A 23,765-nucleotide genomic window follows, 5' to 3' on the forward strand; every position below is an offset into this window, starting at 1 on the left:
TCGTCACCCCGTGCTCGCCGCGCCGGTCACACGTGCGCCGCCGCCCGGTCCAGGGAACGCGTCGCGGAGTCGAGCACCCAGTCGGGCACGGCGCGGATCTCGAGCACCGACCGGTGGAGCCTCGCCAGCGAGTAGTGCGGGTCGATCCGGAGCGCCTCCTCGAGGTGCCGGGTGGCGATCGAGGAGACGCCGAGCGCCCACCAGCACCAGGCGAGGACGGTCAGCACCGGCGGCCGCGCCTCGGCGGGCGCGAGCGCTGCTGCCCGAGCGAGCCGACCTGTCGCTCGCTCGGTCCGCTCGAGATCCGGGCCGGGCCCCGTCCCCATCATCAGCGACGCGGAGAGCAGGTCGTGCGCGTCCTCGAGTCCCGCGTCGGCGTCGCTCTCGATGAGCTCGTCCATCGAGCGGCCGGTGCGCGCCTGCTCCCCCTCGAGCCGCTTCTGTCGCCGCCGCTCCTCGAACGCCGTCTCGCAGCCGAGCGCGATCTGCAGGGTCGCCTGATCGCGCAGCGCCGGGGACTGCAGCACCCGGATGAGCGTGGCCTCCTGACGCGGTGCCGGCGGGCCGTGCAGCCAGCGCTCGACCAGGCCGATCACGTCGTGCGCCCCCGAGGCAGGATGACGCACGATCGCCTCGACCGTCGCACGATCGGAGTCCGAGACCGTCGGCAGTGCGGCGAGCGCCGTCACGTCGAGCGGCTCGGGAGCCGCCGCGCGCGCGAGGACGCCGGTCGGGCTCTCCTCGATCTCGGCGAGCGGGCGCGGCTCGCGCTTCTCCTCGATCGAGGTGTAGCGCCCCCAGCCGTCGGCGGCGACGCAGGCCACGCCGACGATCCCGAGGTCGGTCCGTTCGAGCCGCCGGAGGACGGTGCGGCCGAGGTCGAGCAGCGGGATGCCGCGCGCGGTCTCGTAGCTCTGCCGCGTGTAGACGATGGCCAGCACCGCGGTCGCCCGCGAGATCGACGCCGTGAAGCGCTCGCACCGGCCCGCCAGCTGGTCGATCTCCGCTCGGCGCAGTCGGTGAGGGATCGGGAAGCGGAAACCGCCTCCCGCCCGGTTCCCGAGGAACGGGACGACGACGAGGGCGTCCTCCGGATGGAGGCCGATCATCGAGGGGACGGCGGCGAGCAGGTCGGGCAGCCCGCTCACGCGGAGGAGCTCCGGCTCCCGGGAGGGGCTGTGGCGGGCGGTGGCGAGGCGATCGGTAGGAGTCATGCGGCTACGGTCGTCGTCTCCCCGCCCGCCGTGGGAGCCGGTCGGCGGATCCGTGGAGAGCCGCCGCGACTCCTCTCCTGTGGAGGGACGGCGTCACCTCGACGCAGCGGCGTGCATCCGCTCGAGAGCCGCGCGCACCGCCGAGAGCGTGTCCGGATCCCCGTCCACCCGATGCTCCACGCCCACCGGGATCCAGACCAGCGCCGCGAGCAGACCGGCCACCGTCTCCGCCTCCACCGGCCAGCGCGTCCACCGAGCGTCGAGCGCGACGGATCCCGCCGACCATCGCCCGAAGACCCGCACCACCTCGTCGATCGGCATCACCAGATCGACCACCAGCTCGTACCGCGCCGTCCGCCCGGACGACGCCACGAACGCCGCGGCGTCGTCCTCGGGGAGCGGCCGCGGCTCGAAGTGCACGCGGGTCTCGAGGAGCCGGCTCACCCGGTCGAGCCGGAACGTCCGCCAGTCCTCGCGCTGCCGGTCCCAGCCGACCAGCACCCAGGAGCGATGCGTGGACACCACCGCGTGCGGCTCGACGACGCGGTCGCTCTCGGCCCCGTCCGCCGCGACGTAGTGGAAGCGGAGCCGTTCGTGGTCGCGGCAGGCCAGCGCCATCCGGCCGAGGATCTCCGGCGGGATCGACGCGGCGCGCGGCCTGGCGGACCGGAGCACCCCGCCGACCGCGCTGACGCGCTCCCGCACAGCACTCGGCAGCACCTGCTCGAACTTCGCGAGGGCGCTCAGCGTCGTCCGCTCGCCGTCGGCGAGCCCCTCGTCGGCCGCGAGCCGGAGCCCGACCGCCACGGCCACGGCCTCGTCGTCGCTGAGGAGCAGCGGGGGGACGCGGCTGCCCGGCTCGAGCCGGTAGCCGCCGAGTGCGCCGCGGGTCGCCGCCACGGCGTAGCCCAGCTCGCGCAGCTGCTCGATGTCACGGCGCAGAGTCCGCTCCGTCACGCCGAGGCGCGCCGCGAGAACCGGCCCCGACCACTGCCGATGGGTCTGCAGCAGGGCGAGCAGAGCGAGTGCACGGGAGGTGGTCGCGGCCATGCCGACATCCTGCTCCTCCATCAGGACGTGAACCGACCTGATGCCGCTCTAGCGTCGACCCCGAGAGCTCAGCCGGGCGCTCGAAGGACACGGAGCAGGAGAGACACCATGGACATGAAGCTCGAGCTCGTCGCCGTTCCGGTGACCGACGTCGATCGCGCCAAGCGGTTCTACGTCGAGCGGATCGGCTTCGTCGCCGATCACGACCACACCGTGCACGAGGGGCTGCGCTTCGTGCAGCTGACGCCTCCCGGGTCTGCCTGTTCCATCGTTCTCGGCATCGGCATCACCGAGATGGTGCCCGGCTCGCAGAAGGGCCTGCAGATGGTCGTCGCGGACGCGGCGAAGGCCCGGGAGGAGCTGCTGGCTCGTGGCGCGGAGGTGTCCGAGGTCGACTCGCAGCCCTGGGGCGAGTTCGTGTACTTCGCCGATCCCGACGGCAACACCTGGGCACTGCAGCAGATCGTGATCCCGGATCTGTCGTAGCGGCGGCGCTCTCCTCGGCGGCCGGATCGGATTCTGAGACGATCCGCGCCCGCCCGACACTGTCAGAGTGAGAGGGAGAGGAGGTCCGCGAATGACGCCCACTCAGGAGAGCACGTCTGTCAGGGGAACGACGGCCGTGCAGAAGCCGGCTGGGCCGGCCGAGCCGCCGCGAGAGCCGCCGTCGGAGCTGCCGCCGGAGGAGACCGACGCGGAACTCGTCCGCCGCGCGGCGGCCGGCAGCGAGCTCGCCTTCCGCTCCCTCTATCGCGCCTACGTCCGCCCCGTCTACTGGCTCGCGCACGGAATCCTCCGCGACCCCCGGGACGCCGAGGACGTCGCGCAGGAGACCTTCGTCCTCGCCTGGAGCCGACTCGGCGGGCTCGAGCTGGTGAGCGATTCCCTCCTCCCCTGGCTCGCGACGATCTGCCGCTTCCAAGCGGCCAACCGCCTGCGCTCCCGCCTCCGCGACCGGGAGCGGACCGTCGAGGCCGACGACGAGACGCCCTCGCCGCACGACCTCGAGCAGCAGATCGTCACCGCCGCGCTCGCCGAGGCGATCCTCCGCGAGACGGCCGGGCTCGCCGAGCTCGACCGCGCGATCTTCCGCCTCTGCGCCACCGAGGGGCGCGGCTACGAGGAGGCCGCGCTCACCCTGGGCGTCTCGCACGCCACCGTCCGCAACCGCCTGTCGCGCGTCCGTCGACGCCTCCGACTCGTGGTCGACGACTTCCGAGGAGCCGAGACGTCATGACCGAACCCACCGACGAACGGGTGAATGCGCTCCAGGCCTCCGAGTTCCAGCCTGCCGAGATCCACGCGTCCGATCGCCCAGCGCCCGAGCTCGACACCCTCGACGAGGACCGCGTCTCGGCACTCGAGGCGCGGGTCTTCCGCTCCATCAGCGCCGCGCGCCGCGAGAGCGGAGCCCGTCGCCGACGCGTCGCCGCGATCGGGAGCGTCGCCGCGGGCCTCCTCGTGATCGCCGTCGTCGTCGGCCCCCTGATCGGAGGCGGCGCCGGTGCGGGGTCCGCGTCGAGCGCGGCAGGGTCCTCGAGTGAGGCGGGCGGTCTCGACTTCGGGCAGTCGGGCGCGGAGTCCGCACCCCAGTTCGCCGACGGCTCGGCACAGGGCGCGGCGGAGGCACCCGGCGACGCGTCCGCGGAGGGGACCGGTAGGGAGGTCGTGTCCACGGCGAACGCGACGCTCGAGGCCGGCTCCGTCGCCGACGCGATCGCCGCGCTCAGCGCGACCGCAGCCGCGCTCGGCGGCTACGTCGAGAGCTCCAGCTCCACCATCAGCTCCAGCACCAGCGCGTCGGCGGCCGGAACCGATCCCGCTCTCGACCCGTCGCAGTACGCGCCCCTCCCCGAGGGCGCGGGGAGCGTCTCGATCCGAGTCCCCGCCGACCGGCTCGCCGACGCTCGAGAGTCGCTGGCGGCCCTCGGCACGGTGACCGGCTCTTCGATCGACCGGCGCGACGTGACCACCCAGGCGATCGACCTCCGCGCGCGGGTCGACGCCGCCCAGGCCTCCGTCGACCGGCTGACCGAGCTGATCGCCCAGGCCGGCAGCCTCGCCGACCTCCTCGCCGCGGAGTCCGCCCTCGCCGATCGCCAGGCCTCGCTCGAGTCCTCCGAGCAGCAGCTCGCCGCCCTCGAGGGTCAGGTGTCGCTGGCGACCCTCACGGTGACGATCCTTCCGCAGTCGTCGCCCGTCACCGCCCGGCCCACCGGCTTCCTCGACGGCCTGCTCGCCGGCTGGAACGGTCTGGTCGTCGCCGCGAACGGCGCCCTCATCGGCCTCGGCTTCCTCCTCCCCTGGCTCGCCGTCGTCGCCGTGATCGCGCTCCTCGTGGTGGCCGTCCGACGCCGACGTGGTCCGCCGGTACGCAGACCAGCCGGACAGGTATCCGGCTCAGGACCGGGTCAGGGGTCCGACGGCAGCACGGGCAGCGATGAGTGAGGGCACACCGAGCGACGACTCCGCTCTGGCCTCGATCGACCTCCCGGCGACGCCCCCGGAGGTCTGGCGTCTCCTCGTCGACCGGTCCACCTGGTGGCCCGACCTCGAGTTCGATGCAGTGACCGGTTCTCCACTCCGTGAGACCTGGACGGACGGCGGGCGCACGTTCGAGGCGACCGGCCGCGTCCTCGCGGTCGACGCCCCGACGCGCCTCTCCTTCGAGTGGACCGAGCCCGGGTGGAGCGGCTTCCTGACAGTGACGGTGACCGTGACCACGGCGGCGTCGGCGGAAGGAGCGGAAGTGATCATCGTCGAGCAGGGCTTCGCCGAGATCCGCGCGGAGGAAGGACTCCGCCTCGAGCACGAGGCCGGATGGCGGGAGCATCTCGGCCGACTGCGGGACGCCTGCATCGCGGCCTCGGGCACGAGTCGCGGTCTGCAGCGGTGACCGCCGGTCAGCCGCGCAGCACCTTCGTCATCGCCTTGCCCTTCGCCAGCTCGTCGACCAGCTTGTCCAGCCAGCGGATCCGCTGCATCAGCGGATCCTCGACGCTCTCGACGCGAACGCCGCAGACGACTCCCGTGATCAGGGCCGCGCTCGGGTTCATGGGCGCCGCGGCGAAGAAGTCCTCGAAGGTCGTCCCAGCCTCGAGGTGGCGGTGCAGCTCCTCGTCCGAGAAGCCGGTCAGCCACACGATCACCTCGTCGACCTCGGCCCTCGTCCGCCCCTTCCGCTCGGCCTTCGCCACGTAGTGCGGGTACACGGAGGCGACGCTCGTCGTGAAGATCCGGTGCATGCGTCGAAGGGTAGCCCCGCACCCCCGACCACGGCGAGGCCGCGCCCTGCCGACCCCGCCGATCAGCCCCGCGCCCGCGCCGCGTAGACCGCGGGCGTCAGCCCCAGCCGAGCACGGAAGGCCACGATGAAGCTGCTCACCGAGTCGTACCCGACCGCGGGCGCCACGGTCTGCACGGCGTCCCCCCGCACGAGCATCCCGATCGCCGAGTGCATCCGCGCCCGCACCCGCCACTCGCGGAACGTGCTGCCCGTCTCGGCGGCGAACGCGCGCGCGATGGTCTTGGTGCTCACTCCGATCTGCGCCGCCCACTCGGCGAGCTCCCGAGGATCCGCCGGGTCCTCGAGCAGCGCCGTCGCCACCGCGCGGGCCCGCGGGTCTCGCGGGAGCGCCACCGCCGCCGCGTCGTCGGGCGCCTCGTCGAGCAGCTCCCCGAGCAGCAGCCAGCACCTCCGGCGACGTGCCGCCGGCGGATCGGCGTCGGCCAGGTGCAGCACCAGGGACCCGGCGAGGTCCTCGAGCCGCAGAGTCCGCGCTCCACCCCACCGGTCGCCGCGCGGTCGCAGCGCTGGATCCGCATAGACGCTGATCAGCTCACCCTGCTCGACGAAGGCCATCTCGTGCGGCACCCCGGCCGGTATCCACGCCATCTGCTCACGCCGCAGGTGCCAGCGGTCGCCGAGGACGCCGAGCTCCATCGAACCCGACGCCATCCACGCGAGCTGGTCCTCCTGGTGCACGTGAGCGTCGAAGCCGGTGCCGCGGACGACGCGCGATCGGGAAGCGGAGAAGACGGCGGTTGTCCACTCGACGGCATCGGCAGCGGTCTGAGCCGCACCACCGGACCGCGGATGTTCGCTGACGGACACGACGGTGTCCCCCCTCCCTGATCGGTGTCCGCTCGAGGCGATGGCGGATCGAGTAAGGCAAGGCTAACCTGACGTCCGCCTCCCCCGCCCACCCGATCCACGGAAGAGCCATGACCCCTCGCGCCCTGCCCGCCCGCCTCCTCGCCGCCTCCGCGGCACTCGCCCTGAGCGTCGCCGCGCTGTCCGGCTGCAGCAGCACCGCCGCGGCGAGCGCCGAGAACCCCGACTACACGACCGAGCCGTCCGACTCCTTCCCGGTTACCGTCGAGCACCAGTACGGCGAGACCGTCGTCTCGGCCGAGCCGCAGCGCGTCGTCGTGGTGGGGCTCACCGAGCAGGACATCCTGCTCGAGCTCGGCGTCACTCCGATCGCCACCACCGAGTGGTACGGCGAGCAGCCGTACGCCGTCTGGCCCTGGGCGACCGACCTGCTCGGCGACGCGGAGCCGACCGTGCTCGACCAGACCGACGGCCCCGAGTACGAGAGGATCGCCGCCCTCGAGCCCGACCTGATCGTCGGCACCAATGCCGGGATGACGGAGGAGATCTACGACAAGCTCGCCGAGATCGCGCCGACCGTCACCAGCGTCGAGGGCTCCGGCCTCTACTTCTCCCGCTGGCAGGACCAGACCCGCCAGGTCGCCCGCGCCGTCGGCCGCTCGGCCGAGGGCGAGGCGCTGATCACCGGGGTCGAGGACGCCTACGAAGACGCCGCCGCCGCGCACCCCGAGTTCGCCGGGCTCACCGCCACCTTCTCGCAGGGCGTGCCCTACGACGGCAGCATGTACGTCTACCCCGACGGCCTCAACACCGACTTCCTCACCGACCTCGGCTTCACCATCACGCCCGGGCTCGAGCAGTACGCCCCCGGCGCCGACCAGCAGGCGCTGATCTCCCCCGAGAACATGGGCCTCATCGACGCCGACGTGATCGTCTTCGCGACCGAGTCGGCCGAGGGGGTGCAGGAGGTGCTCGACTTCGGCACCACGTCGAGCCTCTCCGCGGTCACCGGCGGTCACGCCGTCTTCACCGACCCCGAGCTCTCGGGCGCGATCTACTTCCTCACCCCGCTCAGCCAGACGTTCGTCCTCGAGAAGCTCCTGCCGAGGCTCGTCGACGCCGTCGCCGGCGAGGCCCCGCAGAGCATCGAGGGCTGACGACTCCATGACGATCCTCCTCGAGACCGAGGCGGCGGTGCCGACCGTCCGGCGGAACCGCCGCCTCGGTCTCGCGGCCTCGCTCACCGCCCTCGTCGTCGCCGCACTGCTGAGCGTCCTCGTCGGCTCGAACCACCTCGGCCCGGCCGAGCTCTGGCACGCGCTCACCGCCTACGACGGCTCCATCGCCGATCAGGTCGTCGTCGACCTCCGCCTCCCCCGGACGCTCGCCGGCCTCGTCGTCGGCGCCGCGCTCGGAGTGTCGGGCGCCGTGATCCAGGCGCTCACCCGCAATCCGCTGGGCGACCCCGGCATCCTCGGCGTCGACGCCGGGGCGGCGCTGTTCGTCGCGATCGGCGTCGCCCTCGGCGCGAGCTCGCCCGCGCAGTACCTGCCGTTCGCTTTCCTCGGCGCGCTCGTCGTCACGGCCGTGGTCGCCCTGATCGGCTCGGTCGGCCGCGGCGGCCCGGACCCGGTGCGCCTCACCCTCGCCGGCGTCGCCGTCGCCGCCGTGCTGAGCGGGGTCACCACCGCGATGATGCTGCTCGACCCGGTCACCTTCACCGCCCTGCGCGGCTGGAACGCCGGGTCGTTCGTCGAGCGCGGCCTCGACGTCGTGCTCCCCGCCACCCCCTTCGTCCTCGTGGGAGTCGTGATCGCCCTCGCCGCCGCCCGCTCGCTCACCGCGCTCGGCCTCGGCGACGACCTCGCCGCCTCCCTCGGCACGCGTCTCGGCCGGACCCGGCTGCTCTCGGTCCTCGCGATCACGCTGCTCGCCGGGTCGGCGACGGCGATCGCCGGGCCGGTCGGGTTCGTCGGGCTCGCGGTGCCGCACGTCGCCCGCTGGATCGCCGGCCCCGACCAGCGCTGGATCCTCGCGCTCTCCGTCCTGCTCGCACCGACCCTCCTGCTCCTCGCCGACGTGCTCGGCCGCGTGGCGCTCTGGCCGGGCGAGGTCCCGGTCGGAGTGGTCACCGCGTTCGTCGGCGCCCCCGTGCTCATCCATCTGGTGCGCCGCGCGAAGGCGAGCACCCTGTGACGCTCGTTCTCCGCGGCGGCCCGCTCTCGGTGCGGGTCCGCCGGCGCACCCTCCTCGTCGGCGCAGTGCTCGCCGCCGCGGTCCTCGCCCTGGCGGTCGTCGCGCTCGGGCTCGGCGAGCTGCCGCTCTCGGCCCCCGACGTCGTCGCGGCCCTGCTCGGGCAGCGCTCCGGCATCGCCCGCACGGTCGTCGTCGAGTGGCGGCTGCCGCGCGTGCTCGGCGCGGTCCTCTTCGGCGCGGCACTCGGAGTCGCGGGCGCCGTCTTCCAGTCGCTCACCCGCAACCCGCTCGCCAGTCCCGACATCATCGGCCTCACCTCCGGCTCCTACGCCGGCGGCCTGCTCGCGATCATCGTGCTCGGCGCCGGCGCCGGCTCGCCGCCCGTCGCGGCCGGCTCCGTCCTCGGCGGCCTGATCGCCGCCGCGCTCGTCTACCTGCTCGCCTACCGCCGCAGCGTCCAGGGCTTCCGGCTGATCGTCGTCGGCATCGGCGTCTCGGCAATGCTCGAGGCGCTGAGCACCTACCTCGTCCTGCGGGCGAAGCTGGAGATCGCGATGGTCGCCTCCGTCTGGGGCGCCGGCTCGCTCAACCCGGTCGGCTGGGATCAGCTGCTGCCCGCGGCCGCCGTGATCACGGTGGCGCTCGCCGGTCTCGGCCTCCTCGGCCGACCGATGCGGCAGCTCGAGCTCGGCGACGACGCGGCCCGCGCGCTCGGCACTCCCGTGGAGCGCACCCGCGTCCTGCTCGTGATCGGCGCGGTCGCCCTGACCGCCGCGGTGACCGCCGCCTGCGGCCCGATCGCCTTCGTGGCCCTCGCCGCTCCGCAGATCGCCCGCCGCCTCGCCCGCACCGCCGGGATCGCGCTGATCCCCTCCGCGCTCGTCGGCGCGCTGGTGCTGCTCGGCGCCGACACGGCCGCCCAGCACGTCCTGCCCGGCTCGCTCCCCGTCGGCGTCGTGACCGTCGTCGTCGGCGGCCTCTACCTCGTCGGCCTCCTCATCCACGAAGCACGGAGACGCTCATGACCGCCCGCCTCGCCGCCGTCGACCTCACCCTCGGCTACGACCGCCGCGTGATCTCGCGTGCGCTCTCCCTCGAGATCCCCGACGGCTCCTTCACCGTGATCGTCGGACCGAACGCCTGCGGCAAATCGACCCTCCTGCGCGCGCTCTCCCGCCTGCTCGCTCCGAGCACCGGGCAGGTCCTGCTCGACGGCCGGGCGATCGCCGCCGCGAAGCCGCGGGAGGTGGCGCGCGTGCTCGGGCTGCTGCCGCAGACCTCGCTCGCCCCCGACGGCATCACGGTCGCCGACCTCGTGGCGCGCGGCCGGCACCCGCACCAGGGGTTCCTGCGGCAGTGGTCGATCGCCGACGAGGAGGCGGTGACCGCGGCGATGGCCGCGACCGGCGTCGCCGCGCTGGCCGACCGCCCCGTCGACGAGCTCTCGGGCGGGCAGCGGCAGCGGGTCTGGGTGGCGATGGTGCTCGCGCAGGAGACCCCGCTGCTGCTGCTCGACGAGCCGACGACCTTCCTCGACATCGCCCACCAGATCGAGCTGATGGAGCTGCTCACCGACCTGCACGAGCAGGGCCGGACCCTGGTCGCGGTGCTGCACGACCTCAATCAGGCGGCGCGCTACGCCAGCCACCTCGTCGCGATGAAGGACGGCGCCGTCGTCGCCCAGGGCGCTCCCCGCGAGATCGTCACCGCGGAGCTGGTCGAGCACGTCTTCGGCCTGCGCTGCGTCGTGATCCCCGATCCGGTCACCGGCGCTCCGCTCGTCGCCCCGGTCGGCCGCGAGCGCGCCGGGCAGCGCCGATGACGCGGCGCCGGCGGGAGCGCCAGGGGAGACCGCGGACGAGGAACCCGCGCGGTCCGCTGCTGCAGGCGCCGCCCGAGCCGATCGACGCCCGGCCGATCCGCCGCGACGGCACCACCACCCCCGCCCGGCTGACCCTCCGCGTCCTCACCGGCGCCCGCCGCTACTCCGTACCGGCCCTGGTCCTCGTGATCAGCCATCAGATCGGCGAGGCGCTCGTCCCCGTGCTGATGGGGCTGGCGATCGACCGAGCCGTCGCGACCGGCGATCCGCTGCAGCTGCTGCTCCACCTCGCGCTGTTGGCGGCCGACTTCGCCCTGCTCTCCTTCTCCTGGCGCTTCGGCTCGCGGTTCGCCGAGCTGGGGATGCTGGTCGTCCAGCACCGCCTGCGCGGCCTCGTCGCCGAGCACCTGCTGCTGCGGCCCGCGCGGGGCGGCCGCGCCTCCGATCAGCCGGGCGTCGCACTCTCGCTCGCCACCTCGGACGTCAACCGGCTCTCGGCCGCCGTCGAGATCGGCGTCCACCCGGTCGGCCAGCTGGCCGCGGTGCTCTTCGGCGGCGCGGTCCTGCTCGGCATCTCCTGGCCGCTGGGCCTGGCCGTGCTGGTCGGCGCCCCGCTGCTGCTCGGGGCGACGGAGCTCGCCGGGCGCGGGCTGCGCCGCCGCAGCGAGGACGAGCAGGAGGCGGCGGCCGACACCGCGGGGCGCGCCGCCGATCTCCTGGCCGGCTACCGCGTCCTCCGCGGCATCGGCGCCGAGCAGGAGGCGTCGCGCCGCTACCGCACCGCCAGCCGGCTCGCCCTGCGCAGCACCGTCCACGCGCGGCGGGCGGAGGGAGTCCTCGGCGGGGTGATGGATCTTGCCACCGGTCTCCTCCTCACCGCCGTCGCCGTCGCCGCCGCCCTCCTCGCCCTGGCCGGCGAGCTCGGCGTCGGCGGTTTCATCACCGTCGTGGGCCTCGCGCAGTTCCTGATCGATCCGCTGCAGAACGCCGCCCGCGAGGCCGGCTCGTGGTGGGCGACCGCGACCGCGTCGGCCGCGCGCCTGCTCGCCCTGCTCCGCGAGAGCGAGGGCGCGGATCCGCCCGGGCGCTCCCTCCCCCTCGACGAGCTGCGCGCCGGAGAGCTCGTGGTCGTCGCCGTCGACGGCGCCACCGCCGACGCGGTGCTGGCCGGACTGCGCTCGGCGCACCCGGGCGCCCTCGTCGCCCCGCACGCAGCCCGGCTGTTCTCGGGGAGCGTGCGCCAGAACGTGCAGCTCCCCGGCGTGCACCCGGCGAGCGCCGACCGCGCCCTCACGGCGTCCGGCTGCGCCGAGCTGGCCGGCGTCCTCCCCGGCGGCCTCGACGGTGACGTCGGCGAGGGCGGCTCCGCACTGTCCGGCGGTCAGCGCCAGCGCGTCGCGCTCGCCCGGGCGCTCGCTCAGGACGCGCCGCTGCTCGTGCTGCACGATCCGACGACGGCGGTCGACGCCGTGACGGAGGCCGCGATCGCGTCGAGGCTGCGCGCCGTCCGCGGCGGGCACCGCACCGTCGTCCTCTCGCGCTCCCCCGCGTTCCTCGCGGTCGCGGATCGCGTCGTCGAGGTCCGCGCCGACGAGGTCGTGGCCGACGACGGAGCCGACCGGATCTCCGAGGTCTCGCGTTGACCGCCGACCGTCTCCCGACCGCGTCCAGCCGCACCGTCCTCCGTGCCTCGTGGAGCGCCCTCGGCCGCGGCCGCCTCCTGCTCCCGCCCCTCGTCGTCGTGCTCGTCGCCGCGGCGGCCGCCGGCGTCGTCCCGCCCCTCGCCCTGGGCGCCGTCGTCGACGCGGTCACCGCCACCGAGCGCGACCCCGCCGTCGTCGTGCTGCTCGGCCTCGTGACCGCCGCCGCGGTCGCCGCCGGTGCCGTGCTCTCGGCCGTCGGCGTCGTCGCCGCCTCGCGGCTGTTCGAGCGGATGCTCGCCGAGCTGCGCGAGCGGATGGTGGACGCCGCCTTCCGCCTCCCCCCGGCCCGCGTGGAGCGCGCCGGCACCGGCGACCTGATCGCCCGCGCCGGCGACGACGTCGCCGAGGTGTCGGACGCGATCCCGAGCGTCGTCCCCGCCGTCACCGGGGCCCTCTTCACCATCCTGGTCACCGTCGTCGGCATGGCCGTGATCGACCTCCGCTACGCCGCCGCGATGCTCGCCGTCGTCCCCGTGCACCTGCTCGCGCTCCGCTGGTACCACCGGACCGCACCCGACGTCTACGCCGCGGAGCGCTCGGCGATGTCCGACCGCGCCCAGCGCCTCCTCGACTCCCTGAACGGCCTCGAGACCGTGCGCGCCTACGGCCTCGGCCGACAGCACCTCGAGCGGATCGCCGCAGCGTCCTGGTCGGTGGTGCGGGTGACGATGCGGGCCCGTGCGATCCAGAACGGCTTCTTCGCTCGGTTGAACCTCGCCGAGCTCCTCGGCATGAGCGCCCTGCTCGTCGTCGGCTTCCTCCTGGTGTCGAGCGGCTCCGGCACCCTCGGCGGCACGACCGCCGCGATGCTGCTCTTCCTCCGCCTGTTCGGCCCGATCAACCAGCTGCTCTTCGTCGTCGACGAGCTGCAGTCGGCCCTCGCCTCCCTCGGCCGGATCGTCGGAGTGATCACCGCGGAGACGCCTGCCGCGCCGGCCCCCGCGCCCTCCGACGGCCTGGATCTCACCGCGATCGGCCACGCGCACGTCCCCGGGCACCCCGTGCTCGACGACGTCTCGGTGCACGTGCCGACCGGCGCCACCGTCGCCGTGGTCGGCGCCTCCGGGGCCGGCAAGAGCACTCTCGCCGCCCTCGCCGCCGGCCTGCTCGTCCCCGACACCGGCACCGTCGCCCGCCCGTTCCCGACGGTGCTCGTGACCCAGGAGGTGCACGTGTTCGACGCGACCCTCCGCGACAACCTGACCCTGGCCGCCCCCGCCGCCTCCGACGCCGCCCTCGCCGACGCCCTGCAGCGCGTCGGCGCCGAGCGGATGCTCGCCCGCCTCGGCCTCGACGCCCCGCTCGGCGCCTCGGGAGCCGCGCTCACCCCCGCCGAAGCGCAGCAGCTCGCGCTCGCCCGAGTGCTGCTCGCCGACCCGGCCGGCGTGATCCTCGACGAGGCCACCGCCGAGGCCGGCTCGACCGACGCCGGCCTCCTCGAGCGCGCCGCCGCCGAGGTCCTGCGCGGCCGCACCGCGCTGGTCGTCGCCCATCGCCTCAGCCAGGCCGCGTCCGCCGACCACGTCCTGCTGCTGGACGCCGGCCGCATCGCCGAGCAGGGCACGCACGCCGAGCTGCTCGCCGCCGACGGGCCCTACGCGCGGCTCTGGGCGGCGTGGAGCGGGACCTCGCACGGCTGAGCGGCTCCGGCGCTCGCAGAAGCCGCCAGAGCGCTCCCGTCCGCCCCGCCCTGTTCCTGGGCGTCCGTGCCCCCGACGACGGGCTCGGCACCACCGATCTCGGCGCCCGACGCCGATTCACCCTCTCCGTCTTCGTGAACGGCGACGGTGTCGCCGGAACACCGGTCGTCCTCCCGGAGGAGGCCCGGGTGGACGTCACGACGGACCACGACTTCGTCGTCCTGTCGAGGCAGGTCGTCCGCGACAGTCGCCGCGCCGGGCACATCATCGTCCCGGCCGACTCCTACCCGGGTTCCTTTCCGTACCTCGTCGGCGGTACGTCCAAGGCAGCGGCGCTGACGGGCGGCAGTCCCCACCACTTCTTGTCCAACGATCCCCCGCAGCGCTCCCAGGCGACGGTGACCGTCGTCCGGAGTCCCGTGTCCAGCGGCCCGCCGCTTCCCGGGATGATCGGCACTCACGCGGCGAAGGCCGAGCTCACGGCGGACTGACCTCCGCCTGATCGGCACTCTCCACGCGGTCCTCCGTCACCCCGCATCGACGCGAGGGCTGCCCCGCATGGTCGCCGCGCCGCTATCCTCCCGGAGTGCCGTCGCATCGCGACCCGCTGCACACCGCGTCACCTCACCAGAGAGAACCACCGTGAGCCTCCTCCGCACCAAGTCCGTCGAGCAGTCCATCGCCGACACCGACGAGCCCGAGACCCGCCTCAAGAAGTCGCTGAGCGCCCTCGACCTCACCGTCTTCGGCGTCGGAGTCGTGATCGGCGCCGGCATCTTCACGCTCACCGGCCGCGCCGCGCATGACATCGCCGGCCCCGCGATCGTGCTGAGCTTCGTCGTCGCCGCCTTCGCCTGCGCGCTCGCGGCCATGTGCTACGCGGAGTTCGCCTCCACGGTGCCGGTCTCCGGCTCCGCCTACACGTTCTCCTACGCCTCGCTCGGCGAGCTCTTCGCCTGGATCATCGGCTGGGACCTCATCCTCGAGCTGTTCCTCGGCGCGAGCGTGGTCGCCCAGGGCTGGAGCGCCTATCTCGGCTCGTTCCTCGGGCAGCTCGGCATCGTCCTCCCGGAGGCGATCTCCTACGGCGGCGTCGTCGATGTCCCCGCGATCCTGCTGGTGCTCGTGCTCGGCGCCCTGATGACCTTCGGCATCAAGGAGTCCCTGCGCGTCAACCTGGTGCTGGTCGCCGTGAAGCTCTTCATCGTGCTGTTCGTCATCATCGCCGGGCTGCAGTTCATCAACGTCGGCAACTACTCGCCGTTCATCCCGCCCGCGGAGGCGTCCCAGGCCGCGTCCGGTCTCGCCCAGCCGCTGCTGCAGTTCCTCTCCGGCATCGAGCCGGCGACCTTCGGAGTCGGCGGCATCATCGCCGGCGCCTCGCTGGTCTTCTTCGCCTACATCGGCTTCGACGTCGTCGCGACCACCGCCGAGGAGACCCGCAACCCGCAGCGCGACATGCCCATCGGCATCATCGCCTCGCTGATCATCTGCACGGTGCTCTACTGCGCCGTCGCCCTGGTCGTCACCGGCATGGTCCCCTACCGCGAGCTCGACCCCTCCGCCGCCCTCGCCAACGCCTTCGCGTATCACGGCCAAACCTGGATGGCCACGGTCATCTCCGCCGGCGCCGTCGCGGGCCTCACCACCGTCGTGCTGACCCTGCTCATCGGCGCGACCCGCATCATCTTCGCGATGTCCCGCGACGGCCTGCTCCCCCAGCGCCTCGCGAAGGTGCACCCGCGCCTGCGCACCCCGTGGGTCACCTCCGTGGTCGTCACGATCATCGTCGCCCTGCTGGCCGGCCTGACCCCGATCGGCGTCCTCGAGGAGATGGTCAACATCGGCACCCTCTCCGCCTTCGTCCTGGTCTCCGTCGGCGTCATCGTCCTCCGCCGCAAGCGCCCCGAGCTCAAGCGTGGCTTCCGTGTCCCGCTCAACCCCTGGCTCCCCGGCCTCTCCGCCCTGATCTGCACCTACCTGATGCTCAACCTCTCCATCGAGACCTGGCTGCGCTTCCTGATCTGGCTGGCCATCGGCTTCGCGATCTACTTCGCCTACTCCCGCTCCCACGCGAAGCTCGGACAGCTCGCGAAGTAGACCACGGCGGCAGTCGGTCAGATCGTGTGCAATGCGCCACTTCGAGGATTCCTCTTGTCTTGTGGTGGGCGCGAACCTACGCTCCTCGATGACGTCGAGGAGGTGGAGCGTGAAACGCGCAGCAGAGTTCCGCAGGGTGATGACCATCGCCGGACAGGTGGCCCAGCAGCAGAGTGAGCCTGTGTCGGCGCTGCACGTCGCATTCGCCTACGCCGCGTGCCTCGCGCCGGGTGACAGCATCGAACGCGTGATCCAGGCATTCGGCGACGAGCGCGGCTGGGATGCGAGCACCACCGCACGACCCGTCCTTCGACGGCTCCTTCGTCATCGACGAGCGGTGCAGTACGACCCCGCAGTCCGTCGGGCAGTCGAGAGGGCCGCCGCGAGCGGATCTCCCGATATCCGGAAGATGCTCGCAGCGCTTCTGAAAGACGGCGGCCTCGATCCGTTGCGGGAGGCGATCGAGCGGGCCGGCGGCGATCTCTCCCGCTGGCTGACCACCGATGCCTGACAACGACACTCCTCGCCTGCTCCTCGACGTTCGAAGCCTCGGGAAGCGCATGGGCTCAGTCGATGTGCTCCGCGACGTCTCCTTCACGATCGACGCCGGCGAGGTGGTCGGACTCGTCGGACCCAACGGCGCCGGGAAGACCACCCTCATGCGCACCCTCGCCGGACTGTACGAGCCCTCGCACGGCAGTGCCCTCGTCCTCGGTCACGCGATCGGCACGACGGAGGCTCGACGAGCCCTCAGCCTCATGCCGGAGGAACCGGACCTGTACCCGGGTCTGAGCGTTGTGGAGCACGTCCGGCTGATCGAGCGGCTGAGCGGCTCACCCCGGAACGAGTCGCTCGGACCGTCGCTCCTGGAGCGCTACGGACTGAGCGACAAGCAGGACCTCCTCCCCCATCAGCTCTCGCAGGGGATGCGCCGCAAGCTCGCTCTCGTCCTTGCGCTGCTGAAGGGCGCCGGGCTCCTCCTGCTGGACGAGCCGTTCAACGGCCTCGATGCCGTCTCTGTGCGCGAGCTCCGCAACGAGGTCCGGCGGCTCGCCGACGAGGGCTGCGGCGTCCTGCTCTCGATGCACGGGCTGACCGAGCTGGAGCGCATCGCCGATCGAGCGGTGATCCTGCACGCCGGGAGGATCGCGCACATCGCGCGTCTCGGGCGCGACGATCTCGAGGGGCAGCCGCCTCTGGAGGACGTCTATCTCCGTGTCGTGGGAGCTCTTCGCGATGACGACGACTGAACGAACGCGGCGTCTTCCCCTTGCAGGAGCGCTCGCTCTCTCCCGGGCCTACCTGCGCATCCGCATCCGCAGCACCACGGCCCTCGTGACGAATCCCCTCGCGATCGTCGTCCTCGTGATCGCTGCGTCGAGCGGCGTCTGGCTCCTGGTTCAGGGTGGGGCCGGCGGGTCTCCGACGGAGTCGCCCCCCACGCGGATCGCGGGATTCGTCCTCGGTCTCTCTCTGATCCTGGTGTCACTGACAGCGCAGCGGGGTTCGCCGCTGCGGTTGCAGCCCGCGGACGTGTCCTGGGTGCTGCAGAGCCCGAGTGGTCCGCGCATCGTCGTGGTGGTGCATGCGGTCGGGACCGCGGCGATCGCGTTCGTCAGTGCCTCCGCGGCGTCGGCGACGGCACTGTTTCTCCGTGGAGAGCCGGTCGCGTGGGGCGTGCTCTCGGGGTGCGCGATGACGGCCGTCCTCCTCCTGATCCGGGCGACGTCGTTGACCAGCCATCTCCTCGGAAGAATCGCCCGGCCGGACCGGCGCCGGATCGGGCTGGCCTGCGTCCTCGCCGCGGGCGCGGTCTGGATCGCCCTCGGGGTGCAGTCGCTGCTCGTGGGCGAGGACTCCATCGGGTCGGCCGCGATGAGCGCCGCCGGTCTCCTCTTCGAGGTGATCCTCGCGCCCGAGGCGAGCGGACTCGCGCACGCCTCCGCCACCATCGGCGTTCTCCTGCTCTCGAGCATCGCCGTCGGCCTGCTCGTCCGGCGAGCCGGAATCTTCGTCGAACCCGCGGTCGAGGAGAGCATCCTCGCGAACCAGCTCACCCGAGTCCTCTCCGGCGAGTCGAGCAGAGCTCTGTCCGGCCGGGGCTACGCCGTCGGCCGTCCCTCATGGACGCGATGGCCCGACTCCGCGGTCGGCGCAGTCCTAGCGAGCCACCTGGCGCAGACTCGGCGCCGGCGCTGGCAGGAGCCCCGCACTGCGCTCGCCCTCCTCGCCGTGGCGGTGCTCTCCAGCCTGCTGCGGGACAGCGTGCCGATGCTATTGGGCGGACTTCTCCTCGTGCTGATCCTCGCGCTTCCGGGTCCGTCTCAGGCGACCGCGCAGGACCTCGACCACCAGCACCTTCCGCTCGCGGACGTCTCGATCGCCCGAGCCGGATTCGCCGGTGTCGGGCTTCACGCCTTCCTCTCGTCGGCCGTGTCGCTGCCCGCCGTCGTTCTCTGGGCCTCGGTGTACTTGCACGGGATCGGCTGGGGTCTGCTCGCAGTCCTTCCTCTCGCACTCTGCTGCACGAGCGCTGCGCTCGCGGGCATCGGATCACGCGCCTTCTCGGATCTGCTTCTCGGCCGGGTGGTCGCGGCGGTCGCGCTCACCATGCTGCCGGTGGCCGGTGCCGCCTCCAGCCTTGCGCTCCACGGCCAGGGGAACGATGCACTCCGTGTCCTGCTGACCCTCTCCGGCGCCCTGCTGATCTCCTGCCTGCTCTCCTCCGGTCTCGCCTGGGCCGTCCTCCAGTCCGCCCGGCCGGCCCGATCGTCACGCGCACCCGGGGTCTAGGGTGCAGTCATGCCCCGCGCCATGGCCGACCTCGACTTCCGCCGGCAGCAGTGGGAGCAGCGCTACGCGCCCCACGTCGCCCCGATCAACCGCTGGATCGACGAGCTGCGGAACCCGTACGATCGCGGCTGGCTCCCTTATATCGCTCCCCTGCACGGCGGCACCGAGGCGCGGGTGCTCAGCATCCTGCGCGACCCCGGCCCCGGCACCCGAGACGGCGCGGGCAGCGGGTTCCTCTGCACCGAGAACGACGACGGCTCCGCCGAGCTGATGTCGCGCCTACTCACGGACGTCGGACTGTCGCCGTTCGATCTCCTGCCCTGGAACGCCTACCCCTGGTACATCGGCAAGGCACCGACCGCGGAGCAGCTCGACGCGGGGATCCCGACCGTCCTGCATCTTCTCGACCTCGCCCCGAGCATCGAGGTCGTCCTGCTGCAGGGCGCCGACGCCGACCACGGCTGGCGCCGCCTGCTCCGGCTGCACCCGGGCATCGAGCGCGAGCGCGGCCTGGCCGTCGTGCGCACGTTCCACCCGTCACAGCAGGCCCTCTTCACGAAGGACCCGATCGAGCGGGCGGCGCGGGTGGCTCGCCGCGAGGCGGCCTTCGCGGAGGTCGCGGAGCTGCTGCGCTGAGCGGCTCGGCACGCGCGCACAGCGGCGCCAGAAACGACGAAGCCCTGATGAGAACCAGTCCGCGATCGGACATCTCATCAGGGCTTTCTGTCGGGCTGACAGGATTTGAACCTGCGACCCCTTGACCCCCAGTCAAGTGCGCTACCAAGCTGCGCCACAGCCCGTGGCAGTCCGGACCGAGGCCCGGGCAACTCGACTACCTTAGCGGATCGCGGGGCCGAGAGTGAAAACGACCGACGCTCGGCGCCCGTAGAATCGCTGAGGCGGTGCGCGCCGGGCGGACCGGAGCGCGCGCCCTACAGGAGGCAGCAGCAGTGGACGCGCGGCAGAAGCGATCGCAGGTGGCCCTGCACCGAGCCATCATCGATCTGGCGACTGCCAGGGACGTCTCCAGCCTCACGGTCTCCGAGATCACCGATCGTGCCGGCGTCAATCGCTCCACCTTCTACGCGCACGCGACCTCGGCCGCCGAGCTGCTCTGTGCGGCACTCGCCGACGAGCTCGACGCGATCCGCGACGAGTATCTCGACACCCTGCGCACCGGCGCGGCGACCGACGCGACCATCCGCCAGGGCACGGCGCGGATCCTCGCTCACCTCGAGGCGCGCCGCGACCTCTACCTGCGGGCGTTCGATGCTCCCGGCGGCGACTCGGGTGTCCGGGCGATGCTCGCGCTGCACTTCCGCGCGGCCGTCCTCGCGACGCTCGAGACCGGGACGCTGCAGCTGCCCGACGGCGACGACATCACCGCGTTCCTCGCGGACGGCACCGCCTCCTTCCTCGCCGCCGGTTCGACCGGCCTGATGGAGGCGTGGCTGCGGCTCCCCGAGCCGCGCACTCCCGAGACCTACCTCGCGGCGTACCGGCGGCTGCTGCCGTCCTGGTGGCCGTTCGCCACGCAGGACTGACGCCCGCGGGCATCGATCCGTCACGAGTGGTCGGGTCGGCGCGCGGAGCACGACCGTTCCTGACCGATCGATCGCCGGATGCGCAGGCGGGGGTGGATCTCGATACGCCCGCTCCGCGGACTACTCGATCAGCATGCTCCGGCACGCAGAACGACGAGCCGGAGCCGCCGCGACAGAACGTGTCAGCGCGCGCGCTTCTCCCGCACGCGCATGTTGACGTTCACCGGCGAGCCCTGGAAGCCGTAGATCTCGCGCAGGCGGCGCGCGATGTAGCGGCGGTAGCCCGGGTCGAGGAAGCCGGTGGTGAACAGCACGAATGTCGGCGGGCGCGAGGACGCCTGGGTGCCGAACAGCACGCGGGGCTGCTTGCCGCCGCGCAGGGGGTGCGGGTGCGCCGCGGTGAGCTCCGCGAGGAACGCGTTGAACTTGCCGGTCGGGATGCGGGTGTCCCAGGACTCGAGGGCGAGCTCGAGCGCGGGCACGAGCTTCTCGAGGTGGCGCCCGGTCTTCGCCGAGATGTTCACGCGCGGAGCCCAGGCGACGTGCGCGAGGTCCTTCTCGATCTCGCGCTCGAGGTAGCGGCGGCGCTCGTCGTCGAGGAGGTCCCACTTGTTGAACGCGAGCACGAGCGCGCGGCCCGACTCGAGCACCAGGTCGATGATGCGGACGTCCTGCTCCGAGATCGGCTCGGAGACGTCGATCACGACGACCGCGACCTCCGCCTTCTCGAGCGCGGTCGAGGTGCGCAGCGACGCGTAGAAGTCGGCGCCCTGCTGCAGGTGCACGCGGCGGCGGATGCCGGCCGTGTCGACGAAGCGCCAGATCTTGCCGGCGATCTCGACCTGCTCGTCGACCGGGTCGCGGGTGGTGCCGGCCAGCTCGTTGACGACGACCCGCTCCTCCCCCGCGGCCTTGTTCAGCAGGCTGGACTTGCCGACGTTCGGGCGGCCGAGGATGGCGACGCGCCGCGGGCCGCCGACCTCGCGCTTGGCGACGAGCGACTCGAGCGGCAGCTTCTCCAGCACCGTCTCGAGCAGGTCGGCGACGCCGCGGCCGTGCACGGCCGAGACGGGGTGGGGCTCACCGAGGCCGAGCGACCACAGTGAGGCGGCGTTCGGCTCCTGGCGCACGTCGTCGACCTTGTTGGCCGCGAGGAACACGGGCTTCCTGGTCTTGCGGAGCAGCTTCACGACGTGCTCGTCGGTCGCGGTCGCGCCGACGTTCGCGTCGACGACGAAGATGACGGCGTCGGCGAGGTCGATCGCGATCTCGGCCTGCATCGCGACGGAGGCGTCGATGCCGCGGGCGTCGGGCTCCCAGCCGCCGGTGTCGACGACGGTGAACTGGCGGTCGAGCCAGTCGGCCTTGTACGAGACGCGGTCGCGGGTGACGCCGGGGGTGTCCTCGACGACGGCCTCACGGCGGCCGAGGATGCGGTTGACCAGCGCCGACTTGCCGACGTTGGGACGGCCGACGATCGCCACGACCGGCAGCGCCGGGAGGTAGCGGATCTCGTCGGGGTCCTCGCTGGCGTACTCGAGGAGGTCGCGGTCCTCCTCGTCGAGGTCGTAGTCCTCGAGTCCGCTGCGCAGCGCCTGGGCGCGCGAGGAGGCGAGCTGCTCGTCGAGGTCGCCGAGGCGCTCGACGAGGTCGTCGTCTCCGAAGTTCAGCTCGTCGTCACCGACGTGCGTGTCCTGTGCCATGATCGGCCCTTGCTCTCGAAGTTCGGACCTCGGCGATGACCGCATCGACGGTCTGCTCGAAGTCGAGGTGAGTGGAGTCGAGAAGAGTGACTCCGTCTGCGGCGTTCATGAAGTCCACCACCTGGGAGTCGGCGCGGTCCCTGGACCGCAGTGCCTGACCCGTCGCTTCAGCGGATTGCGTGGTGACTTCGCGCGAACGCCTCGCCATCCTAGCCTCTTCGCTCGCCGTCAGGAGGATCCGCACCCCGGCGGTCGGCGCCACGACCGTCGTGATGTCGCGCCCCTCGACGATGATGCCGGCCTTGCGGGTCTCGCCGATGATGCGGCGGAACAGCAGCGTGATCCGCCGGCGCACCTCCGGGACCTTCGCCACGGCCGAGACCTGGCCGGTCACCCGGGGCTCGCGGATCGCGGCCGTGACCTCGGTCCGGCCGACCCAGACCGAGTACGACTCGGGGTCGGTGCCGATGGAGTAGTCGAAGCCGTCGAGCGCGTCGACGATCGCGTTCTCGTCGGCGAAGTCGAGCCCGGTGTCGAGGCCGTGCCAGGCGAGCGCGCGGTACGCGGCGCCGGTGTCGAGGAACTCGAAGTCGAGCCGTCGGGCCGCCTCGCGCGAGACGCTCGACTTGCCGCTGCCGGCCGGTCCGTCGATCGCGACGACGACCGCGTCGCCGAAGTCGGGCACGTCGTCGGTGTGCGAGCCGCTCGCGCGCTCGGGCGCCGCTCCCCCGTCCTCCGGGATGCTCTGCTGCGCGCGGCGGGCGGGCGTCATCCGGTTCAGGCCGCCCTCCTGCCTGTTCTGCTCCGTGCTCATCCGGCGATCCTCCAGCCGCGTGCGGTCAGTTCCTCGGTCAGCGGGCCGACGGCCTCCGGCACCACCGAGATCTCGGCGAGGCCCACGCGGCGCCCCTCCGCATGCTCGAGGCGCACGTCCTCCAGGTTGACCCCGGCCTCGCCGATCTCGACGAACAGCCGGGCGAGGGTGCCCGGGGTGTCGTCGACGAGGACGATCAGGGTGGAGAAGCGCTGGTCCTGGCCGTGCTTGCCGGGCAGGCGGGCGACGCCGGCGTTGCCCGCGGCGAGGTGCTCGGCGAGCAGGCGGCGGGCACCCGGGGCGTCGAGGTCGCGCAGGGCGTCGGCGACCGCGGCGACGTCGTCGCGGAAGGCGTCGAGCACGGCGACCACGTGCTCGCGGTTCGCGCCGAGGATCTGCACCCACAGCTCCGGGGCGGAGGCGGCAAGCCGCGAGACGTCGCGCACGCCCTGGCCCGCGAGCCGCAGGGCGTCGTTCGGCGCGTCGACGAGCCGCTGCCCGAGCAGGGAGGAGATCACCTGGGGCGCGTGCGAGACGAGGCCGACCGAGCGGTCGTGCTCCTCCGGAGCCATCTCGATGATCGAGCCGCCGAGGTCCAGCGCGAGCGCCTCGACGCGGGCGAGTGCGTCCGCGGGCGTCTCGCCGTCGCGGCAGATCACCCAGGGCCGGCCGACGAAGAGGTCGCCGCGGGCCGCCACCGGACCGCCGCGCTCCCGGCCGGCCATCGGGTGCGAGCCGATGTAGCGGCTGAGGTCGAGGCCGCGGGCGCGCAGCTCGCGCAGCGGCTGCATCTTGACGCTGGCCACGTCGGTGACGACCGCCTCGGGGAACGCGGCCAGCTCGCGCTCGACGACGCCGGCGACGACGTCCGGCGGCACGCAGACCACGATCAGCACGGGCCGGTCGTCCGCGGAGGCGGCGCGGCCGGCCCCGTAGTCGATGGCGAGCGAGAGACTGGCGGGCGAGGCGTCGTCGAGGACGACGTCGACCCCGCGCGAGGCGAGGCCCAGGCCGATCGACGCGCCGAGCAGACCGGAGCCGACCACCCGCACCGTCCCCGTCGTCCGCATCG

At 73.0% G+C, this 23,765-nt stretch carries 24 protein-coding genes and 1 tRNA gene; 17 read left to right on the top strand and 8 right to left on the bottom strand.

Annotated features, from left to right (window positions below; genetic code table 11):
* Positions 1 to 26: 26 nt before the first annotated feature.
* Both MT351_RS16060 and MT351_RS16065 read right to left on the bottom strand, forming a co-directional pair.
* Positions 27 to 1,214, bottom strand: a complete 1,188-nt coding sequence (locus MT351_RS16060; RefSeq protein ID WP_123735960.1) for a DUF4192 family protein — start codon at positions 1,212 to 1,214, stop codon at positions 27 to 29.
* Positions 1,215 to 1,307: 93 nt separating this feature from the next.
* A complete protein-coding gene (locus MT351_RS16065; RefSeq protein ID WP_243582644.1) occupies positions 1,308 to 2,264 on the bottom strand; it encodes a YafY family protein in 957 nt (318 codons plus the stop codon).
* A gap of 108 nt (positions 2,265 to 2,372) precedes the next feature.
* On the opposite strand from MT351_RS16065, the gene MT351_RS16070 reads away from it, so the two are divergent.
* From MT351_RS16070 to MT351_RS16085, 4 genes are all read left to right on the top strand, one after another.
* Complete coding sequence (locus MT351_RS16070; protein ID WP_123735961.1) at positions 2,373 to 2,750, top strand: VOC family protein; 378 nt, start codon at positions 2,373 to 2,375, stop codon at positions 2,748 to 2,750.
* 187 nt (positions 2,751 to 2,937) lie between these two features.
* Positions 2,938 to 3,501, top strand: coding sequence for an RNA polymerase sigma factor (locus MT351_RS16075; RefSeq protein ID WP_243582660.1), 564 nt, complete (start codon positions 2,938 to 2,940; stop codon positions 3,499 to 3,501).
* Positions 3,498 to 4,712 (top strand): DUF4349 domain-containing protein, encoded by a 1,215-nt coding sequence (locus MT351_RS16080; RefSeq protein ID WP_123735963.1) that lies wholly within the window; start codon positions 3,498 to 3,500, stop codon positions 4,710 to 4,712. The genes MT351_RS16075 and MT351_RS16080 overlap by 4 nt, the downstream gene beginning before the upstream one ends.
* Positions 4,705 to 5,160, top strand: a complete 456-nt coding sequence (locus MT351_RS16085; RefSeq protein WP_132438468.1) for an SRPBCC domain-containing protein — start codon at positions 4,705 to 4,707, stop codon at positions 5,158 to 5,160. The genes MT351_RS16080 and MT351_RS16085 overlap by 8 nt, the downstream gene beginning before the upstream one ends.
* A 7-nt stretch (positions 5,161 to 5,167) precedes the next feature.
* On the opposite strand, the gene MT351_RS16090 is transcribed toward MT351_RS16085, so the two are convergent.
* Positions 5,168 to 5,509, bottom strand: a complete 342-nt coding sequence (locus tag MT351_RS16090; protein WP_123732924.1) for a DUF2200 domain-containing protein — start codon at positions 5,507 to 5,509, stop codon at positions 5,168 to 5,170.
* 62 nt (positions 5,510 to 5,571) lie between these two features.
* Complete coding sequence (locus MT351_RS16095) at positions 5,572 to 6,249, bottom strand: AraC family transcriptional regulator (protein WP_243582645.1); 678 nt, start codon at positions 6,247 to 6,249, stop codon at positions 5,572 to 5,574.
* A gap of 239 nt (positions 6,250 to 6,488) precedes the next feature.
* Between MT351_RS16095 and MT351_RS16100 the strand changes: the two genes are divergently transcribed.
* From MT351_RS16100 to MT351_RS16155, 12 genes are all read left to right on the top strand, one after another.
* Complete coding sequence (locus MT351_RS16100) at positions 6,489 to 7,535, top strand: ABC transporter substrate-binding protein (protein WP_243582646.1); 1,047 nt, start codon at positions 6,489 to 6,491, stop codon at positions 7,533 to 7,535.
* 7 nt (positions 7,536 to 7,542) lie between these two features.
* Complete coding sequence (locus tag MT351_RS16105; protein ID WP_243582647.1) at positions 7,543 to 8,574, top strand: iron ABC transporter permease; 1,032 nt, start codon at positions 7,543 to 7,545, stop codon at positions 8,572 to 8,574.
* Positions 8,571 to 9,599 (top strand): iron chelate uptake ABC transporter family permease subunit, encoded by a 1,029-nt coding sequence (locus MT351_RS16110; RefSeq protein ID WP_243582648.1) that lies wholly within the window; start codon positions 8,571 to 8,573, stop codon positions 9,597 to 9,599. Before MT351_RS16105 ends, MT351_RS16110 begins: the two co-directional genes overlap by 4 nt.
* A complete protein-coding gene (locus MT351_RS16115; protein ID WP_123735970.1) occupies positions 9,596 to 10,396 on the top strand; it encodes an ABC transporter ATP-binding protein in 801 nt (266 codons plus the stop codon). The genes MT351_RS16110 and MT351_RS16115 overlap by 4 nt, the downstream gene beginning before the upstream one ends.
* Positions 10,393 to 12,039 carry an ABC transporter ATP-binding protein gene (locus MT351_RS16120; protein WP_243582649.1) on the top strand — a complete coding sequence of 549 codons (1,647 nt, stop codon included), beginning with the start codon at positions 10,393 to 10,395 and terminating at the stop codon, positions 12,037 to 12,039. The genes MT351_RS16115 and MT351_RS16120 overlap by 4 nt, the downstream gene beginning before the upstream one ends.
* Positions 12,036 to 13,739, top strand: a complete 1,704-nt coding sequence (locus tag MT351_RS16125) for an ABC transporter ATP-binding protein (RefSeq protein ID WP_243582650.1) — start codon at positions 12,036 to 12,038, stop codon at positions 13,737 to 13,739. Before MT351_RS16120 ends, MT351_RS16125 begins: the two co-directional genes overlap by 4 nt.
* Positions 13,715 to 14,230, top strand: coding sequence for a hypothetical protein (locus MT351_RS16130; RefSeq protein ID WP_243582651.1), 516 nt, complete (start codon positions 13,715 to 13,717; stop codon positions 14,228 to 14,230). The genes MT351_RS16125 and MT351_RS16130 overlap by 25 nt, the downstream gene beginning before the upstream one ends.
* Before the next feature lie 151 nt (positions 14,231 to 14,381).
* Positions 14,382 to 15,839: an amino acid permease gene (locus tag MT351_RS16135; protein ID WP_243582652.1), complete on the top strand. Its 1,458-nt coding sequence runs from the start codon at positions 14,382 to 14,384 to the stop codon at positions 15,837 to 15,839.
* Between the two features lie 109 nt (positions 15,840 to 15,948).
* A complete protein-coding gene (locus MT351_RS16140; protein WP_243582653.1) occupies positions 15,949 to 16,350 on the top strand; it encodes a hypothetical protein in 402 nt (133 codons plus the stop codon).
* Between the two features lie 49 nt (positions 16,351 to 16,399).
* Positions 16,400 to 17,089: an ABC transporter ATP-binding protein gene (locus tag MT351_RS16145; RefSeq protein ID WP_243582654.1), complete on the top strand. Its 690-nt coding sequence runs from the start codon at positions 16,400 to 16,402 to the stop codon at positions 17,087 to 17,089.
* Positions 17,090 to 17,534: 445 nt separating this feature from the next.
* Positions 17,535 to 18,632 (top strand): hypothetical protein, encoded by a 1,098-nt coding sequence (locus MT351_RS16150; RefSeq protein WP_148060256.1) that lies wholly within the window; start codon positions 17,535 to 17,537, stop codon positions 18,630 to 18,632.
* Positions 18,633 to 18,641: 9 nt separating this feature from the next.
* Positions 18,642 to 19,268, top strand: coding sequence for a uracil-DNA glycosylase (locus MT351_RS16155; RefSeq protein WP_243582655.1), 627 nt, complete (start codon positions 18,642 to 18,644; stop codon positions 19,266 to 19,268).
* A gap of 90 nt (positions 19,269 to 19,358) precedes the next feature.
* Here the strand turns inward: MT351_RS16155 and MT351_RS16160 are convergent.
* Positions 19,359 to 19,432 (bottom strand) — tRNA-Pro (locus MT351_RS16160).
* A gap of 177 nt (positions 19,433 to 19,609) precedes the next feature.
* Between MT351_RS16160 and MT351_RS16165 the strand changes: the two genes are divergently transcribed.
* A complete protein-coding gene (locus tag MT351_RS16165) occupies positions 19,610 to 20,176 on the top strand; it encodes a TetR family transcriptional regulator (RefSeq protein WP_243582656.1) in 567 nt (188 codons plus the stop codon).
* 182 nt (positions 20,177 to 20,358) lie between these two features.
* Here MT351_RS16165 and der read toward each other — a convergent pair whose 3' ends face one another.
* From der to MT351_RS16180, 3 genes are read right to left on the bottom strand one after another with little or no spacing between them, the layout of a single operon-like run.
* A complete protein-coding gene (der, locus tag MT351_RS16170) occupies positions 20,359 to 21,879 on the bottom strand; it encodes a ribosome biogenesis GTPase Der (RefSeq protein ID WP_123735983.1) in 1,521 nt (506 codons plus the stop codon).
* Positions 21,854 to 22,693, bottom strand: coding sequence for a (d)CMP kinase (gene cmk / locus MT351_RS16175; RefSeq protein WP_243582657.1), 840 nt, complete (start codon positions 22,691 to 22,693; stop codon positions 21,854 to 21,856). The genes der and cmk overlap by 26 nt, the downstream gene beginning before the upstream one ends.
* A complete protein-coding gene (locus MT351_RS16180; RefSeq protein ID WP_243582661.1) occupies positions 22,690 to 23,763 on the bottom strand; it encodes a prephenate dehydrogenase in 1,074 nt (357 codons plus the stop codon). Before MT351_RS16180 ends, cmk begins: the two co-directional genes overlap by 4 nt.
* Positions 23,764 to 23,765 lie beyond the last annotated feature (2 nt).

The sequence above is a fragment of the Rathayibacter sp. VKM Ac-2926 genome, assembly GCF_022815565.1.
Classification (GTDB): Bacteria; Actinomycetota; Actinomycetes; order Actinomycetales; family Microbacteriaceae; genus Rathayibacter; species Rathayibacter festucae.

What these genes read in the sequence shown, in the direction of transcription:
- MT351_RS16060 (WP_123735960.1), bottom strand. Translation starts at nt 1,214, where the DNA reads ATGACTCCTACCGATCGCCTCGCCACCGCCCGCCACAGCCCCTCCCGG.
- MT351_RS16065 (WP_243582644.1), bottom strand. Translation starts at nt 2,264, where the DNA reads ATGGCCGCGACCACCTCCCGTGCACTCGCTCTGCTCGCCCTGCTGCAG.
- MT351_RS16070 (WP_123735961.1), top strand. Translation starts at nt 2,373, where the DNA reads ATGGACATGAAGCTCGAGCTCGTCGCCGTTCCGGTGACCGACGTCGAT.
- MT351_RS16080 (WP_123735963.1), top strand. Translation starts at nt 3,498, where the DNA reads ATGACCGAACCCACCGACGAACGGGTGAATGCGCTCCAGGCCTCCGAG.
- MT351_RS16085 (WP_132438468.1), top strand. Translation starts at nt 4,705, where the DNA reads ATGAGTGAGGGCACACCGAGCGACGACTCCGCTCTGGCCTCGATCGAC.
- MT351_RS16090 (WP_123732924.1), bottom strand. Translation starts at nt 5,509, where the DNA reads ATGCACCGGATCTTCACGACGAGCGTCGCCTCCGTGTACCCGCACTAC.
- MT351_RS16100 (WP_243582646.1), top strand. Translation starts at nt 6,489, where the DNA reads ATGACCCCTCGCGCCCTGCCCGCCCGCCTCCTCGCCGCCTCCGCGGCA.
- MT351_RS16105 (WP_243582647.1), top strand. Translation starts at nt 7,543, where the DNA reads ATGACGATCCTCCTCGAGACCGAGGCGGCGGTGCCGACCGTCCGGCGG.
- MT351_RS16115 (WP_123735970.1), top strand. Translation starts at nt 9,596, where the DNA reads ATGACCGCCCGCCTCGCCGCCGTCGACCTCACCCTCGGCTACGACCGC.
- MT351_RS16120 (WP_243582649.1), top strand. Translation starts at nt 10,393, where the DNA reads ATGACGCGGCGCCGGCGGGAGCGCCAGGGGAGACCGCGGACGAGGAAC.
- MT351_RS16145 (WP_243582654.1), top strand. Translation starts at nt 16,400, where the DNA reads ATGGGCTCAGTCGATGTGCTCCGCGACGTCTCCTTCACGATCGACGCC.
- MT351_RS16150 (WP_148060256.1), top strand. Translation starts at nt 17,535, where the DNA reads ATGACGGCCGTCCTCCTCCTGATCCGGGCGACGTCGTTGACCAGCCAT.
- MT351_RS16155 (WP_243582655.1), top strand. Translation starts at nt 18,642, where the DNA reads ATGCCCCGCGCCATGGCCGACCTCGACTTCCGCCGGCAGCAGTGGGAG.
- der (WP_123735983.1), bottom strand. Translation starts at nt 21,879, where the DNA reads ATGGCACAGGACACGCACGTCGGTGACGACGAGCTGAACTTCGGAGAC.
- cmk (WP_243582657.1), bottom strand. Translation starts at nt 22,693, where the DNA reads ATGAGCACGGAGCAGAACAGGCAGGAGGGCGGCCTGAACCGGATGACG.
- MT351_RS16180 (WP_243582661.1), bottom strand. Translation starts at nt 23,763, where the DNA reads ATGCGGACGACGGGGACGGTGCGGGTGGTCGGCTCCGGTCTGCTCGGC.